Origin of the sequence: Microbispora sp. GKU 823 (genome assembly GCF_002027145.1) — a bacterium.
Classification (GTDB): domain Bacteria; phylum Actinomycetota; class Actinomycetes; order Streptosporangiales; family Streptosporangiaceae; genus Microbispora; species Microbispora siamensis.
Genome location: NZ_MWJN01000116.1, coordinates 1 through 15128 on the forward strand (window position 1 = coordinate 1; position 15128 = coordinate 15128).

At 72.2% G+C, this 15128-nt stretch carries 20 protein-coding genes and 1 pseudogene; 11 read left to right on the forward strand and 10 right to left on the reverse strand.

The genetic code is table 11. The features are described 5' to 3' along the window. Positions 1–180: 180 nt before the first annotated feature. From sigJ to B1L11_RS37810, 4 genes are all read left to right on the forward strand, one after another. A complete protein-coding gene (sigJ, locus tag B1L11_RS37800) occupies positions 181–1137 on the forward strand; it encodes an RNA polymerase sigma factor SigJ (RefSeq protein WP_256863237.1) in 957 nt (318 codons plus the stop codon). Next, the gene (locus B1L11_RS37805) at positions 1134–1583 is read left to right on the forward strand and encodes a carboxymuconolactone decarboxylase family protein (RefSeq protein ID WP_079320054.1); all 450 of its coding nucleotides are present in this window, start codon (positions 1134–1136) and stop codon (positions 1581–1583) included. Before sigJ ends, B1L11_RS37805 begins: the two co-directional genes overlap by 4 nt. 293 nt (positions 1584–1876) lie before the next feature. Next, entirely contained in the window at positions 1877–2044 is a 168-nt protein-coding gene (locus tag B1L11_RS47460) for a hypothetical protein (protein ID WP_167538755.1), read from the forward strand. A gap of 86 nt (positions 2045–2130) precedes the next feature. Continuing rightward, positions 2131–2766 carry a pyridoxamine 5'-phosphate oxidase family protein gene (locus B1L11_RS37810; RefSeq protein WP_079320055.1) on the forward strand — a complete coding sequence of 212 codons (636 nt, stop codon included), beginning with the start codon at positions 2131–2133 and terminating at the stop codon, positions 2764–2766. Between the two features lie 36 nt (positions 2767–2802). Here the strand turns inward: B1L11_RS37810 and B1L11_RS37815 are convergent, their stop codons facing one another. From B1L11_RS37815 to B1L11_RS37825, 3 genes are all read right to left on the reverse strand, one after another. Further along, positions 2803–3300, reverse strand: coding sequence for a hypothetical protein (locus B1L11_RS37815; protein ID WP_143737839.1), 498 nt, complete (start codon positions 3298–3300; stop codon positions 2803–2805). Between the two features lie 81 nt (positions 3301–3381). Beyond that, the gene (locus B1L11_RS37820) at positions 3382–4098 is read right to left on the reverse strand and encodes an SDR family NAD(P)-dependent oxidoreductase (RefSeq protein ID WP_256863238.1); all 717 of its coding nucleotides are present in this window, start codon (positions 4096–4098) and stop codon (positions 3382–3384) included. A 76-nt stretch (positions 4099–4174) separates the two neighbouring features. After that, entirely contained in the window at positions 4175–4897 is a 723-nt protein-coding gene (locus B1L11_RS37825) for an SDR family oxidoreductase (protein WP_079320057.1), read from the reverse strand. A gap of 75 nt (positions 4898–4972) precedes the next feature. Between B1L11_RS37825 and B1L11_RS37830 the strand changes: the two genes are divergently transcribed. From B1L11_RS37830 to B1L11_RS37840, 3 genes are all read left to right on the forward strand, one after another. Then, on the forward strand, positions 4973–5506 hold the full coding sequence (locus B1L11_RS37830) for a TetR/AcrR family transcriptional regulator (RefSeq protein ID WP_079320058.1): 534 nt from the start codon (positions 4973–4975) through the stop codon (positions 5504–5506). Positions 5507–5593: 87 nt separating this feature from the next. Then, positions 5594–6160 (forward strand): carboxymuconolactone decarboxylase family protein, encoded by a 567-nt coding sequence (locus B1L11_RS37835; protein ID WP_079320059.1) that lies wholly within the window; start codon positions 5594–5596, stop codon positions 6158–6160. A gap of 117 nt (positions 6161–6277) precedes the next feature. After that, a complete protein-coding gene (locus tag B1L11_RS37840; RefSeq protein WP_079320060.1) occupies positions 6278–7168 on the forward strand; it encodes a hypothetical protein in 891 nt (296 codons plus the stop codon). A 3-nt stretch (positions 7169–7171) separates the two neighbouring features. Here the strand turns inward: B1L11_RS37840 and B1L11_RS52980 are convergent, their stop codons facing one another. Both B1L11_RS52980 and B1L11_RS37845 read right to left on the reverse strand, forming a co-directional pair. Continuing rightward, positions 7172–7447 (reverse strand): hypothetical protein, encoded by a 276-nt coding sequence (locus B1L11_RS52980; protein WP_256863239.1) that lies wholly within the window; start codon positions 7445–7447, stop codon positions 7172–7174. Then, positions 7435–8235, reverse strand: coding sequence for a 5-methyltetrahydropteroyltriglutamate--homocysteine methyltransferase (locus tag B1L11_RS37845; protein ID WP_256863240.1), 801 nt, complete (start codon positions 8233–8235; stop codon positions 7435–7437). The genes B1L11_RS52980 and B1L11_RS37845 overlap by 13 nt, the downstream gene beginning before the upstream one ends. 179 nt (positions 8236–8414) lie before the next feature. Between B1L11_RS37845 and B1L11_RS37850 the strand changes: the two genes are divergently transcribed. Further along, the gene (locus B1L11_RS37850) at positions 8415–8849 is read left to right on the forward strand and encodes a YbjN domain-containing protein (protein ID WP_179155511.1); all 435 of its coding nucleotides are present in this window, start codon (positions 8415–8417) and stop codon (positions 8847–8849) included. Here B1L11_RS37850 and B1L11_RS55530 read toward each other — a convergent pair whose 3' ends face one another. Together B1L11_RS55530 and B1L11_RS55535 are read right to left on the reverse strand one after the other, a co-directional pair. Then, on the reverse strand, positions 8850–9161 hold the full coding sequence (locus B1L11_RS55530) for a hypothetical protein (protein ID WP_372974765.1): 312 nt from the start codon (positions 9159–9161) through the stop codon (positions 8850–8852). Positions 9162–9268: 107 nt separating this feature from the next. Continuing rightward, positions 9269–9484 (reverse strand): annotated as a pseudogene (locus B1L11_RS55535) (TetR family transcriptional regulator); the annotation flags it as partial. A gap of 90 nt (positions 9485–9574) precedes the next feature. Here B1L11_RS55535 and B1L11_RS37865 point away from each other — a divergent pair. Then, positions 9575–10684, forward strand: coding sequence for a Gfo/Idh/MocA family protein (locus B1L11_RS37865; protein WP_079320064.1), 1110 nt, complete (start codon positions 9575–9577; stop codon positions 10682–10684). A gap of 21 nt (positions 10685–10705) precedes the next feature. Here B1L11_RS37865 and B1L11_RS37870 read toward each other — a convergent pair whose 3' ends face one another. Both B1L11_RS37870 and B1L11_RS37875 read right to left on the reverse strand, forming a co-directional pair. Beyond that, positions 10706–11332, reverse strand: coding sequence for an NADPH-dependent F420 reductase (locus tag B1L11_RS37870; RefSeq protein WP_079320065.1), 627 nt, complete (start codon positions 11330–11332; stop codon positions 10706–10708). 28 nt (positions 11333–11360) lie between these two features. Then, positions 11361–11828 (reverse strand): MarR family winged helix-turn-helix transcriptional regulator, encoded by a 468-nt coding sequence (locus B1L11_RS37875; RefSeq protein ID WP_079320066.1) that lies wholly within the window; start codon positions 11826–11828, stop codon positions 11361–11363. 126 nt (positions 11829–11954) lie between these two features. Here B1L11_RS37875 and B1L11_RS37880 point away from each other — a divergent pair, with 126 nt between their 5' ends. Both B1L11_RS37880 and B1L11_RS37885 read left to right on the forward strand, forming a co-directional pair. After that, entirely contained in the window at positions 11955–13466 is a 1512-nt protein-coding gene (locus tag B1L11_RS37880) for an MFS transporter (RefSeq protein ID WP_179155513.1), read from the forward strand. 11 nt (positions 13467–13477) lie between these two features. Continuing rightward, positions 13478–14284, forward strand: a complete 807-nt coding sequence (locus B1L11_RS37885; RefSeq protein ID WP_079320068.1) for an alpha/beta fold hydrolase — start codon at positions 13478–13480, stop codon at positions 14282–14284. A gap of 73 nt (positions 14285–14357) precedes the next feature. Here the strand turns inward: B1L11_RS37885 and B1L11_RS37890 are convergent, their stop codons facing one another. Then, positions 14358–15128 carry an SDR family NAD(P)-dependent oxidoreductase gene (locus tag B1L11_RS37890; protein ID WP_079320069.1) on the reverse strand — a complete coding sequence of 257 codons (771 nt, stop codon included), beginning with the start codon at positions 15126–15128 and terminating at the stop codon, positions 14358–14360.

Sequence of the window (15128 nt, forward strand, 5' to 3'; positions counted from 1 at the left end):
CGGACGCGCTGCGGACCGCGCTGGTCGTCCCCGGTGGCGGCGGCGGTGCTCGGCGCGGTCGTCGTCGCGTTCGGCCTGCGCGCCCCCCGGCGGGGGCCTCGGCGCCGGCGCAGGACGCCCCGCGAGCGCGGCCGCTGCAGCGGGATGTCACACACTGAGGAGGTGTCTCGTCCTCAGTACGTGAACGACCATGACGACGGGGTGGTCACCGGCCTGGACGCCGAGTTCCAGGCGATGCGGCCCCGGCTGCTCGGCGTCGCGTACGGCCTGCTCGGCAGCCTCGACGAGGCCGAGGACGTCGTGCAGGACGCCTGGCTGCGGCTGCGGTCCGCCAAGGCGGGCGACGGCGGCGACGAGATCAGGGACGTGACCGGCTGGCTGGTGGTCACGGTCTCCCGGCTCGCTCTCGACGTGCTGCGCTCGGCGCGGCACCGCAGGGAGGAGTACGTGGGGCCGTGGCTGCCCGAGCCCATTCTCACCGGGCCTGCTCTCACCGGGCCTGCTCTCACCGGGCCCGTCGCTCAGCCGGATCCCGCGGACCGGGTGACCCTGGACGAGTCGCTGAGCATGGCGATGCTCGTCGTGCTGGAGTCGCTCAGCCCGGCCGAGCGGACGGCGTTCGTGCTGCACGACGTGTTCGGCCTGACGTTCGCCGAGGTGGGTGAGGCGGTCGGGCGCAGTCCTGCGGCCTGCCGGCAACTCGCCGCCCGGGCGCGGGCGCACGTCGCGTCGCGCGCGCCCCGGTTCGAGGTGGACCCCTCCAAGCACCGGCGAGTGGTGCACGCCTTCGCCCGGGCCTGCCTCGGCGACGACATGGACGCTCTTGTCGCGCTGCTCGACCCGGACGTCGTCCTGCGCAGCGACGGCGGCGGCCGGGTGCGTGCCGGAAGGCGGCCCGTCTTCGGCGCGGCCAAGGTGGCCAGGCTGCTGTTCGGCATCCGCAGGTTCGGCCGGTTCGAGCTGGTCCCCGTTGGCGTGAACGGCTGGCCGGGCCTGCTGCGCTACCACGGCGACCGGCTGGTCTCCGTGCTCGGCCTCACCGTCGCGGGCGGCCGGGTCACCGCCGTCGACATGGTCCTGAACCCGGAGAAACTCGCCCGCGTGACGCGGGCCGACGAGACGAGGAGATCACGATGACCGAGAGGATCAACGTCCGCGAGCTGGCTCCCCAGGCGTACCAGGCCATGCTCGGGGTGGAGCGTTTCCTGCACGAGTGCGACGTGCCCCACGCCACCCTGGAACTCGTCAAGATCAGGGTCAGCCAGATCAACGGCTGCGCCTTCTGTCTGGACATGCACTGCCGGGATGCCAAGAAGGCCGGCGAGAGCGACGAGCGCCTGTGGTCGGTGGCCGCCTGGCGGGAGGCGCCGTGCTACACCGACGCCGAGCGGGCCGCGCTGGCGCTGGCCGAGGCCGCGACGCGGCTCGCCGACCGGCCCGACCCCGTGCCTGACGACATCTGGGCCGAGGCGACGCGGCACTACTCGCAGGAGCAGCTTGCCGCGCTGATCGTGGCCATCGCGCAGATCAACGCGTGGACCCGGATCAACGTCGTGAGCCGCAAGGTCCCCGGTTCCCTCTGAACGAAAACGGGAGGACGGCGGCACGCGGGGCGAATAGTCTGCCAATGTCATGGAAGGAGGAAGGGCCATGAGACGCACCACGATCCGCAGGCCCCGCCGCGTCCGCCGTCCCGCCGCCGAACTCGACCTGCGCACCCCCTCCGGCCGGCCACTTCCGTACTGAGCCGTGCTTCCAGAGGCCCTCGTGCTTCCCGAGGCTCATGTGACACCGGAGGCTTTACGCCCCTTTTACCAAGCCTCCGATATCTATACCGGAAAGGTCACGGAACCATCACGGTCGGGGGGAAACGAACATGGTCACGGTGGTGCCGTCGCTCGCCAAGGTCAGGGACATCAGGACCGCGCTGCGCCGCAGGCCCGCGCGCGACAGGAGGGACCGGAAGATCGTCGATCTCAAGGCCTACACGGGCGGGAACGTCATCCGGTTCCCGAGGACGTCCGGGCCGACGTCCGCCGCCTGAGCCGGTTCTTCCGCAACGATTCACCGGACGGCCGCCCGGCATCCCTGCCGGGCGGGCCGCAGGCTTTACTGGTTAAATGTCGCCTCATGAGTGATCTGTCCGCAACCGAGCGGACCCGGCACCGCCGGCTGCGGGAACAGGGCCGCACCGGCCGGGAGGCGCTGTTCGAGGTGCTCCGGGCCGGGTTCGTCTGCCACCTCGGCGTCGTCGTGGACGGCGACCCCATGGTGGTGCCGACGGTGTACGGCTTCGACGACGACCATCTGTACGTGCACGGCTCGGTGGCCAGCCGCAGCCTCACCCGGGGCACGACGGTCTGCGTGACGATCACCCACGTGGACGGCCTCGTGCTGGCCCGGTCGGTCTTCGAGCACGGCGTGAACTACCGCAGCGCGATGATCTACGGTGTGCCGCGCGTGCTGGAGAACGACGAGAAGCTGCCCGCCCTGCGGTGCCTCACCGAGCACGTCACCCCCGGCCAGTGGGAATACGCCCGGCAGCCCAACCGCAAGGAACTGGCCGCCACGACGATCCTCGCGCTCCCGCTCGCCGAGGCGTCGGTCAAGGTGCGCGAAGGCCACCCGGACGACGCCGACGACCCGCACGACGTGTGGGCCGGGATCCTGCCGCTCACCCGGTCATGGCAGGCCCCCGTGACCGACCCGCAGGCCGCCGCCCATCCCGTCCCGCCGCACATCCTCAGCCGCACCACGCCCCACTGACCGCGCCGCCGTACGATCCGGCGGGCCGGGTTCGTCTCAGCGGACCGGCAGCCACACCGTGCCCGAGCCCCGGTCGCGGGTCAGCGTGATCTCCCAGCAGCCCGGCTTGGGGAAGACGAAGCCCGTGCCCCACTCCTGACCGGGCCGGTGCCAGGTCGATCCGCCGTGTGCCTCGGGTCCCCAGGTCAGCCTGGCGACGGTGCCGTCGGGGAGCGCGGCGGTCACGCGCAACGGCCCCTCACCCGTCATCCGCCACACGATCTTGACCTCCCGCCCGGCGGAGAACGGCAACGGCGCGAACATCAGCCCCCACACCTCGGCTCCCCGCCCGGTGCCCCGCACCTCGGGCAGTGCGTTCGCCGTGCTGCCGGCCGTCCGTTCGCAGGACGCCCGAGCAGGGACCGACGCAGGGACGGACGCGGACGGGAGCGTCGTTCCGGCACCGGTGCCGGGGGTTTCGGGGCCGGAGGTTTCGGTGCCGGCGCAGCCCGCCACGAGCACCAGGCCGCATAAGCCGACCGCAGTGTGCCTCATGCCTCTGACTACCGCCGCGGCTACCCGGAGGTTCCCGCGCAGGCGGCCACCGCTTCCGACCGGTCCGGCGAGGCATTCTGTTCAGGGGGCGAGGGCCTCGCGGACGAGGCGATCGCTCAGCTCGCGGAGGCGGGCCCGGGCCTCGCGGTCGTACGCCTGGGGGTCGGCCCGGCCCTCACTCGCCCCGACGTGGTAGGTGCCACTGGGGACGTTCCCGTCGATCAGGCGGAGGGTGGCGTCGCCGCCCTCCCGCACCGAGCTGAGAACGGGCGCGCCGGCCTCCCGGACCATCGTGGTGTCCATGTACGTCGCCGGGTGCAGCGCGGTGACCGACACTCCCTGCCCGGCGAGCTCCTCGGCCAGGTCGAACGTGAACATGATCTGCGCGAGCTTGCTCTGGGAGTAGGCACGCTGGCGGCCGTAGCCCCGGGTGAGCATCGGATCGGCGAAGTCGACCGCCTGCTGTCCTACCGACGCCACGTTGACCACCCGCGACGGCGCCGACCTGACCAGCAGGGGCGTCAACCGCCGGGTCAGGTGGTAGCCGGCCAGGTAGTTGACCGCGAAGCGCAACTCGATGCCGTCTGCGCTCTCCTGCCTGCCGGAGTGCGGGGCTCCCCCGCCGACTCCCGCGTTGTTCACGAGCACGTCCAGGCGGTCGAACCGTTCCTCGACCTCGGTCGCCATGCGGTCGACCTGCCGGAGGTCGGCGAGGTCCGCGAGCAGTCCGTCCGTGGTGCCACCGATCTCCGCGCGGACCCGGCGCACCCGCTCGGGATCGCGCCCGTGCACGATCACCCGGTCGCCGACGCGGCGAGCCGGGCCGCAAGGTGGCGGCCCAGCCCGTCGGTCGCCCCCGTGACGAGGATCGTCCTCATGCCGCGCTCGGCTTGAGGCGGACGCCGCCGTCCACGGTCATCACGGTGCCCGTCGCGTAACCCGTCTCGATCAGGTACGTGATGGCGTTCGCCACGTCGGCGGGCGTGCCGATCCTGCCGACGGTAGTGGCGGCGGCGAACGCGTCGAGCGCATCCTGCCGGCTGTCCCCCAGCCAGTCCCACCACTCGGTGTCGACCACACCGGGCGACACCGCGTTGACCCGGACCGGGGCCAGTTCCACCGCCAGGCCGGGGATCATCGCCTGGATCGCGCCGTTCACCGCCGCTAACCCGGCCACCTCGGCCATCGCGCTGTCCGCGCTGGCCGCCGAGACGAACGTCAGGGACCCGTCCCGCCGCAGCACCGGCAGCACGGCCTGCGCGGCGACGATGTGGGCGATCAGCTTGTCCTCCAGGGCCTGGCGCAGGGCCTGAGGCGTCAGCGACCGGAACGGCCCCGCCGCCTGCCCCCGGCCCGACACGTTGATCACGACGTGGTCCACCGGGCCCACCTCGGTGAACAGGTTTCGCATCGCCTCCGGATCGCGGGCGTCGACCACCGCCCCGGAACCCCGCTCCCCGATCTCCTTCACCGCCCGCTCCAGCCGTTCCGGCGTACGGCCGGTGACGACGACCTCGCGGCCCGACGCGGCCAGCCGTACGGCGGCGGCCAGGCCGATGCCGCTCGTGCCCCCGACGATCACCACGCGTTCACTCACTGGAACTCCCCTGAATACGAGACACAATGCCTCGAAAGCATAAATCGAGACACGGTGTCCTGTAAAGTGGGCGGCATGGTTGGCAGGCCACGCAGCGAGCAGGCGCGCCGGGCGATACTCGAGGCCGCGCTGCGGCTGTGCGATCGCGACGGATATCCGAACGTGACGCTGAAGGGCATCGCCGAGGAGGCGGGCACCGGCAGGCAGACGCTCTACCGCTGGTGGGACACCAAGGCCGACCTGCTGCTGGAGGCGATGACCGACCTCGTCGGGAGCACCCGGGCGCCGTCGCAGGCCGACCTGGAGACGTTCCTGAGCGAGACGTTCGCGCTGGCGGACGGCGTGGCCGGCAGGGTGGTGGCCGGCCTCATGGCGGAGGCCCAGAGCGACCCCGCCCTGGGCGAACGGCTGCGGGAGCGGCTGATCGGCCCGCGCCGGGACACCCTGCGGGCGGTGCTGGAGCGGATGCCGCCGCCCCCCGGGGCGGACCTGGACCTGCTGGTGGACATGATCTTCGGAGTCATGTGGTATCGGCTGCTCAACCGGCATGCCCCGCTCGACGCCGCCCTGGCGGCGGACATCACGGCACTCGTCGGCAGGATCGGTTGAGCACGGAAAAGGTTGACGGAGCGATCTTCCTCGCCGACGCTGCTTGAGAGGTGCTCACCCCCTTCACCCCTCAGCAAGGGAGCGTCCATGCCCCACATCGCCCTCGGATCCGACGCGCCGGGGATCCGCGGCCTGTTCGACTTCCGCCCCGAGACCGCCCACCCGCTCAACGCGCTCGCGGAGGTGCTGCTGCGTGGCGAGAGCACGCTGTCGCGGGGCGAGCGCGAGCTGATCGCGGCATACGTGTCGTCGCTGAACGAGTGCCGCTACTGCTTCTCCTCACACGCCGCCTACGCCGCCGCCCAGCTGCCCGAGGGGATGTCGCTGGTCGAGCAGGTGAAGCGGGACCCCGAGACGGCCCCGATCTCCGCCAAGCTGAAGGCGCTGCTGCGCATCGCCGCCGCGGTACAGCGCGGCGGGCGCGAGGTCCGCGAGGAGGACGTCGCCGCGGCGCGGGCCGAAGGCGCGACCGACCTGGAGATCCACGACACCGTGCTCATCGCCGCGGCCTTCTGCATGTACAACCGGTACGTCGACGGCCTGGCCACTATCGCGCCCGACGACCCCGAGTCGTACGCCGCCCGCGCCGCGCGGATCGTCTCGGACGGCTACCTGGCCCTTCTCGCCGAGTCAGGGGCCGCGCGGCGTCCTTGACCCCGGCTCGCGGAGTTCCCCGTCATCGGCTCGCCCGTCCCCGACTGGAGAAAGGTGCCCCCATGGCCCGGACCACGCCACTCGCCGCTTCCCCATCCCCCCGCTCGCCCCGCCGACGTGCCCCGGCGTCGTGGCCTGATCGTCCTGCTCAGCGTGCTGGCAGGCGCGCTCGTCGCCGCGCTCTGGTCGTTCCGCCTGGTGGACAGCGTGATCGGCGACAACGTGGCGAACACGCTCCTCGGCTACGACGCCAAGCACACCGCGATCGGGGGTCTCGTCGCCGGCACGGTCTTCGCGTTCGTCTCGGGCCTGGCCGGGACGTTCACCGCGTGCAACATCGCCGTGTTCGGCGCGATCGCCCCCATGGCCGACTCCGCGGACGGCGGCGCCGGCCGACTCAGGACCGCGCTGCGCCCGCTGAGCCGGCTCGCACTCGGCATGGTCGTCGTCTCCGCGGTGTACGGCGCTGCCGGGGCGCTGCTCGGCGACCGCCTCCCGCAGCTGTCGACCGCGCAGACGGCCTCCGGCCTGCCTCCCCGGCTGGTGCAGGCGTCCGTGGTCTTCGGGCTGATCGGCCTGGCCTTCGTGTATCTCGGCCTGGCGGCCCTGCGCATCGTGCCCGATCCGTTCGCCCGGTTGGCCGGTCGTTTCCCGCACGCCCGCCTCGTCGTGGTCGGCGGGCTGATCGGCGGGTTCCTCGTGGGCCGTCCGTTCCCGCTGTTCCACAAGCTGTTCGAGTACGCGGCGCAGACGCGCAACCCGTTCTACGGCGCGGGCGTCTTCGTCCTGCAGTCACTCGGCAACATCACGATCATGGCGCTGCTGTTCGTGGTCCTCGTGTATGCGGGCAGGGGCCGTTTCACGCGATGGCTCACCGCGTCCCCCGCGCGGGTCGCGACGGTCACCGCCGTGGCCTTCCTCGTGGTCGGCGCCTTCACGTTCCTCTACTGGGACGTGCGGCTGCCCGCGAGGTTCGGGTACGGCTGGTTCCCCGCCGCCTCCTGGTAGCGGTCACAGGCCGAGGGCCTCTTCGGCCAGCCTGGTCCCCTCCAACCTGGCGGCGATCTTGGCGAAGGCCGTCTCCCTGGAGGTCGAGACGTCGTCGGCGAACGGCGCGAAGCCGCAGTCGTCGCAGGTGCCGAGCCGTTCGGCCGGGAGGTGCCGGGCGGCTTCGAGGATCCGGTCGCGCACCTGCTCGGGCGTCTCCACCACCGGGTCGATCGGGTCGGTCACCCCCACGAAGATCCTCGCCTCGGCCGGGAGCGCGTCCGCGATCACGCGGAGCACGCGCTCCGGTCGGGCTCGCTCGCGAGCTGGACGTAGAAGTTGCCCGCCTGGAGCCGGAAGAGCTTCGGCAGCAGCAGGGCGTAGTCGACGTCCGCGCTGTGCGTGGAGTCCTGGTCGCCGCCTGGACAGGTGTGCACCCCGATCCGGGCCCGCTCGGCCGCGGTGAACCGCTCCAGCACCCGGTTGTTCAGCGCGACGAAGTCGTCCAGCAGCCCGCCGGAGGGGTCGAGCTTGAGCGACAGCCGGCCCTCGGTGAAGTCCAGCTGCACCACGTGGGCGCCCGCGTCGAGGCATCCGCGGATGTCCGCCTCGGCCTCGGCGACCAGGTCGTCCAGGAAGACCTTGCGCGGATAGCCGTCGACGCCTTCGGCCGGATACAGCAGGCTCAGCGCGGAGGGCGCGATGACGGCCTGCTTGACCGGCAGGTCCGTGTGCCGCCGGGCGGTCCGCAGATAGGTGTCGGCGTGGGTGGCGTAGCGGAACGGCCCCTCGGTGATCCGCGGCAGCTGCCGTGTGTGCCCGTCGGCGAACGGGATGACCGCGCCGTCCGGCGCGAGCGAGCCGAGCCCGGCGACCGGATAGGTGGCGAAGCTCGGCTTGGCCTGCTCGCCGTCGACCACGACCGGGCAGCCGAGCCGCTCCAGCCTGTCCAAGGTGTCGGCGACCGCCTCCTCCTGCCGCATGGCGAGTTCGTCGTCTTCGACGCGTCCCGCGGCGTGGCCGGTCAGGGCGGTCAGCAGGGTCGCGGGGCGGGGGAGGCTGCCGATGGGTTCGGTGGGGATGCTCATGCGGCGAAGCCTAGGGTGACCCTGCGTGTCACAGCAATCACAGACTGGTAAGCGCGGCTACCACAAGCTGTGCGGCCGGCCGGAGGGGTCGGCACCGAAAGGCCGGGCACCCTCGCCACTGAAGAATCGTGTGTCCCGTACGCCACTTCGGCGACGGCACGATGGGGCAGGATGGAGCGGTGACGCCTTCCCCAGCGGTCGTCCAGCCGGACCGGGACCTCCTCGAGGAAATCCTGGACGAACTGGACATCGAGCACACCATTGACACAGAGGGCGACCTGGCGATCTCCACCGCCCACCTCACGATCTACTTCCTGTTCGGCAAGGAAGGAGACCTGTTCACCGTACGGTCCTTCTACGACAGGCAGTACTCCGTGGACGACAAGCCGATGCTGCTCACGGCGCTCAACGAGTGGAACGCGGACACGATGTGGCCGAAGGTGTACGCGTTCACCCAGGACAACGGCACCATCCGGGTCGTCGGCGACTCCCAGGTCTACATCGGGGCCGGCGTCACGAGGGAGCACCTGACCACGATGGTGGCCCACTGGGTGAGGTTCTCGATCAAGTTCTACCGCTGGCTCACCGACCGGCTCGCCTTCGAGACCGACTGATCAGGCGGGCGGCGTCCCCGGCAACGCCTGCGGCCGCGGCGCACGCAGCCCGTCGAGCACGATCCGCAGGTTGCGGCCCCACTGCTCGTCCCCGGCCCGGAGCCTGAGCGTGCGCGGACCGGTCGCCACCGCCGCCAGCAGGAACGGCACGTCCTGCCAGGCCACGTCGGCCCGCATCACCCCGGCCTCCTGCGCGCGCTCCACCAGGAGCCGTACGCCCTCCTGGATCTGCCCGAGAACCGGGTCGAGGTTCGGTCCGCAGGCGCCGCCCACGGCCTCGCGGATGCCGCAGCTCTCCGCACGCAGCCGCACGTACGCGGCGGCGAAGGTCTCGAATCCGCGCCAGGGGTCGGGGTCGCCGCGGCGTCCGCGGCCAGGTCGGCCATTTCGGCGAGCACCTCGTCGAGGACCGCCTCCAGCAGCGCCTCGCGGGAGGACACGCGCCGGTAGAAGGTGCCGATGCCCACGCCGGCCCTGCGGGCGATCTCGTGCGCCGTGACCTCGACTCCGATCTCGGCCACCGCCGCCCGCGCGGCCTCCACCAGCCGCTCCATGTTGCGCCGCGCGTCGGCCCGGGGCGTCCGCCCCGGCTCCGCCGCCAGCAGAACGCCGACCGCTCCGTCCCGACTGCTCATGACGGCAGCCTACCAACCGGACTCAGCGCGTCCGCTTATGCTAGGGTCGCAACCGGACGCACCAAGTCCGCTTATTGCGTGGAGGCGGAAATGAGCAGAATCCGTGTGGGCATCGTCGGCGCCAACCCCGAGCGCGGCTGGGCGGTGCGCGCGCACGTGCCGGCGCTGCGGGCGCTGCCGGACTACGAGATCACGGCCGTGGCGACCAGCCGGGAGGACAGCGCCCGCGAGGCCGCACGCCGCTTCGGCGCCGCGCACGCGTTCACCGATCCCCGGGCCCTTGCCGCGCACCCCGAGGTGGACCTCGTCGCCGTCACGGTCAAGGTCCCCCACCATGCCGAACTCGTCGGCGCCGCCCTTGAGGCGGGCGCACACGTGCTGTGCGAATGGCCGCTGGCGCGGACGACCGCAGAGGCCCGGGACCTGCTCGACCAGGCGCGGGCGGCCGGCGTGCGGCACGCGCTCGGGCTGCAGGGCCGGTTCGCCCCCGCCGTGACCTACGCCCGCGACCTGCTCAGGAACGGCGCGGTGGGCCGGGTCACCGCGGTGAACGTCCACTCGGCCGTCGGCAAGGGCGCGAACGGCAGGCTGCCGTCCTGGTCGGCGTACACGGTCACCCGGGCCGGCGCGGCCGGGCTGCTCGAGGTCGTGGGCGGGCACACCCTCGACGTCGTGGAGCATCTCCTGGGCGGTGTCGATTCCCTGTCCGCCACCCTCTCCGTCCAGCGCGGGCAGTACGTCATCGAGGAGAGCGGCGAGACGATCGAGGCCGACACCCCCGACCAGCTCCTGCTCTCCGCCACCATGACGAGCGGCGCCGTGGTCTCCCTGCACCTCCACAGCGGCAAGGTCACCGAGCCGGGCGCGCGAATCGAGATCTCCGGCACGGAGGGCGACCTCGCCCTCGTGTCCACCGGCCCGGGCAGCCCGTACGGCGTGCAGATCAGTGAGCTGCGCCTGTACGGGACGGCCGGCGGCGCGTGGAAGGAGCTGCCGATTCCCGAGGAGTACGTCCGGGTGCCCGGGGCGGCGGGCGACGCGCGCAACGTCGCCGAGCTCTACGCCGCGCTCGCCGCCGACCTCCGGACGGGCGGAGGGCAGGTGCCGGACTTCGCGCACGGCCTGCGCCTGCACGGCCTGCTCGACGCGATCCGCCGCTCCGCCGAGACCGGCACCCGCCAGACGGCCGTCCCCGATTGATCGGCGCCCCGGCCTGATCCGTCAGCCCCGCGCGAGGGCGTCGCGCAGCTCGGCGGCGGTGAGACGGGGACCGTAGGCGGGCTTGTCCCGCTGGAACCGCCGCCCTTCCGCGAGCGGACCCGCGTCGACCACGTCGAAGCCGAACGAGTCGATCAGCTCGGCGACCGCCTTCTTGGCCTCGGCGTCGTCGCCCGCGATGGGCAGCGCCCGCCGGTTCTCCGTGCCGGCGGGCTGCCCCTGCTCGGCGAGGTGGACGTAGTTGATGGCGTTGAACGCCTTCACGACCCGCGACCCGGGCAGGTGCGCGGCGAGCAGCTCGCTCTCGGTGGTCTCCCCCGCGTCGAGCTCGGCGAAGTGACCGTCCCGCTCGAAGTAGTAGTTGTTCGTGTCGATGACGATCTTGCCGTCCAGCGGCTCGACCGGCACCTCCCGGTATCTGCCGAAGGGAATCGTCACGACCACGATGTCCCCCGCCGCCGCGGCCTCGGCCGAAGTGGCGGCACGCGCGGCCGGGCCCAGCCGGGCCACGAGTTCGGAGAGCGTGTCCGGCCCGCGGGAGTTGCTCAGCACCACCGAGTGCCCGGCGTCGACCGCCAGCTTCGCGAGGGTGCCGCCGATGTTTCCGCTGCCGATGAATCCGATGACCATGGTTGCGGCAACACGGCCGTCCCCGGCCTCATTCCCCCGCCGGGGTCTCCTGCAGCACGACGACGGCCCGTTCGAGGAGGTCCCGTAGCCGGTCGGCCTCGTCGGGCGTGAACTCCTCCACCAGCCTGCGCTCCACGGCCACGGCCGCCGCGTCGGCCTTGCGCAGCAGCGCCTGCCCGGCCCGGGTGAGCCGGGTGACGAGCACCTGGGCATGGTCGCTGGAGGGACGCCGCTCCACCAGCCCACGCGACTCCAGCGTCTTGAGCACGGTCGTCATGCTCTGCGGGGTGACCGAGCAGAACCGTGCCAGTTTCGCCCCGGAGATGCCGGGCGCGAGCGACAGCGCGTACATCGCGGCGTACTGCGGGACGGTCAGCCCGAACGGCCGCAGCACACGGGTCTTCTCCGCGATCAGCGCCTGTTCGGCGCGCTTGATCGCGTTGCCGGGCCGCCACGCCACCGCCTCGGCGATCCTCGCCTCCTCGGCTTCCATCATCACGCTCCCCCGGCCGTCAGGGCTCTGACACGCGGACCCTATCACCGGTTTGACAGGCCTGCCGCTATTCATCCATCCTCTGATGTCCATCAGGGTCCTTATGGTTATCAGGATTGGATGGTATCGATGCCTGCGGATTGTCCTGGCCCTCGACGGTGGGCGCCGTCCCTCGCCGTGGTCTGCGCCGCGGTGCTGCTCGTCCCGGTGACCGCCACGGGCACCGCCGAGGCGCTCGGCGACATCGGCGCGGACCTGCGCGCCGGGCTGGACGCCACCCAGTGGGTGGTCAACGCCTTCTTCCTCACCTTCGCCGCGTTCATGGCGAGCACCGGGGCGCTTGCCGACCGGATCGGGCGGCGCAGGATGTTCATCCTCGGCGCCGGCGTGTTCACGGCCTCGATGCTCCTGGCCGCCGCCGCCCCGGACATCGGCGTGCTGATCGCGGCCAGGGCGCTCGCGGGCGCCGGCGCCGCCGCGGCCACCACGGGCGGCACCGCGCTGCTCGCGCACGCCTTCCCCGCGGGTCCCGGCAGGACCAGGGCGTTCGCGTGGTTCGGCACCACGCTCGGCCTGGGGCTTGCCTTCGGCCCGGTGATCGCCGGAACGCTGGTCGGCGCCGTCGGCTGGCGGAGCCTGTTCGCGGCGGCCGGGATCGCACTGCTGCCGGTGCTGCCCTTGAGCGCGCTGCTGGACGAGTCGCGCGCCGCCCCGGACGGCCCCTTGGACTGGGGCGGCGCGGCCGCCTTCACCCTCGCGCTCACCGCCTTCACCTTCGGCGTGGTCGAGGGGCCGGCTCTCGGGTGGACGCACCCGGCGGTGCTGAGCGCCTTCGCCGCCTGCGCGGTCCTGTCGGCGGCCTTCGCCATGGCCGAACGGCGTCATCCCGCGCCGCTGGTGGATCTGTCACTGCTGGCCCGGCCCCGGTTCGCGGCGATCGCGTCCATGCCGTTCCTGCTCGCCTTCGGCTTCGTCGCGCTGACCATCGTGCTTCCGCCGTACCTCATGGCGACCTCCGGTTACTCGGCCCGGCAGGCGGGTCTGACGCTGATGCTGCTGACCGGGCCGACGCTGGTCATGCCGCCCGTCACCGGCGCCCTGGCCCGCCGCCTGTCGCAGCGCGTCCTGCTGGTGGTCACGCTGCTGCTGGTCGCGGCCGGGACCGGCCTGCTGGCGGCGGTGCCCGCCGGATCGGGCCCGGCGCGGCTGGCCGTGCCGTTGCTGCTGATCGGGATGGGTTTCGGCGTGTCACTGGCCGTGGTCGACGGCGCGGCGGTCTCCTCCGTCGAGCCCGCGCGGGCGGGCATGGCGGCAGGGCTGTTCAACACGGCCCGCATCACGGGCGAGGTCGTCGCCATCGCCGTGCTCGGCGCCGTGCTGTCCGCGCTGACCCGGGCGAGCCTGACCGGCCGGTACGGCGAGGCGCGGGCGGCCCTGGCGACCTCCCGCCTGCTGCAGGGCGACATCGCGGGCGCCGTGCCGGCGGGGGCCGGCCGGCTGGAGTTCGCCCGCCTCGCGAGCGCCGGCTACGCGGACGCCCTGCACACCGCCCTGTGGCTGCTGACCCTCCTGTCCCTGGCCGGCGCGCTCGCCGTCGGTCTCCTGATGTCCGTCCGCGACTCCGCGCGGATCACCACGTGAAAGGAACGATCATGCCCGTCGTCACCGTCGGCTCCAGCACCGTCAACTATCTCCTCACCGGAACCGGCCCCGGCCTCGTGCTGGTCCACGGCACCGGCGCCACCGGCGAGACCAACTGGGCCCCGCTCATCGAGGCCGTCGCCGGCCGCTTCACCGTGGTCGCCCCCGACCTGTCCGGCTCGGGCGCCACCGTCGACGGAGGCGGCCCCATCCATGTGGAGGATCTGGTCGCCCAGGTGCTCGGCGCGGCGGAGCACGCCGGCCTGGAGCGGTTCCACCTGGTGGGCCACTCGCTCGGCGCCGTCGTGGCGCTGGCGGCGGCCGGCACCCGGCCGGAGAAGGCGCTGTCGCTGACCGCGCACGCCGGATGGGCCAGGACCGACCCGTGGATGGCCTTCCAGATGGACCTGTGGATCCGCCTGGTGCGCACCGACAGGGAACTGCTCGCCCGGCTGCTGCAGGTGACCGCGATGGGCGACGCCACGCTGCGCGCCCGCTCGCCGGAGGACTTCGAGCAGGCCGCGGCCGCGTTCACCGCCTCTCTCGACGGGACCGAGGAGGGGTTCGCCAGGCAGGCTCTGGCCGACATCTCCGTCGACATCACGGAGCTGCTGCCCCGCGTGACCGCGCCGACGCTGATCGTCTCCAGTGCCGACGACCGGATCGTGCCGCCGCACCACCAGCGCGAGCTCGCCCGGCTGATTCCGCACGCCGGCCTCGTGACCGTCCCCGGCGGCCACGGCCTGCCGTTCGAGGACCCCGCCGCGTTCACCGCCGTCATCACCGACCACCTGGACCGCATGGCCACGACGTTCTGAGATCCGCGAAGGGGGCGCCCTGTTCCGGCGTACCTGAGGTAGCCGGGCGGACGCAGTCAAGAGTGCGACGTCGTCACGGTGGCATTCGATAACCCGCGTCGAGCCTGGAAATGGCGGCGTTGAAATATCCGTTCTCGACGATATGGGCGGCGAACGCCGCGAATTCGTCCGGGGTCCCGAGCCGGCGAGGATTGAGGAACTGCTTGATCCCCTCCGCCTTCATGTCCTCGTCGGCATAGCCGTCGACCATAGGGGTGTCGAAGCCCCCGGGGACGATGGTGTTGACGCGTATTCCCTGCCCGGCGAACTCGCGGGCGGCCGGCAGAGTCATGCCCTCGATGGCGGCCTTGGTCGCGGCGTATCCGACCAATCCGGTGGTTCCCTCGCGGGCGGCGACGGAGGAGGTGTTGATGATGACACCCCGCTCACCGTCCTCGTCGGGGGCGTTGCCCAGCATCACGGCCGCCGCGTGGCTCATCACGTTGAAGGTGCCGATGAGATTGGTGCTCACGAGCCGGGTCAGCACGGTCGTATCGCTGGGTCGTCCGGTGTCGGTGACGAGGATGACGGGGGCGAGGATGCCGGCGGTGTTGACGTTGATGTCGAGCGTTCCGAACCTGTCCAGGGTGGCGGCGACGACGGCGGCGACCGCCTCGGCGTCGCCGATGTCGGCGCCGATCCCGAGGGCGTTCTCGCCGAGATCGTCGGCAATCTGGGCGGCGAGCATGCCGCGCCGACCGACGATGACGACATTCGCGCCCCGAGCGGAGAAATGTCGTGCGACTCCCAAACCGAGCCCGGAGGTACCGCCGGCGACGAGGACTGTCTTGCCGCGAATGTCCAT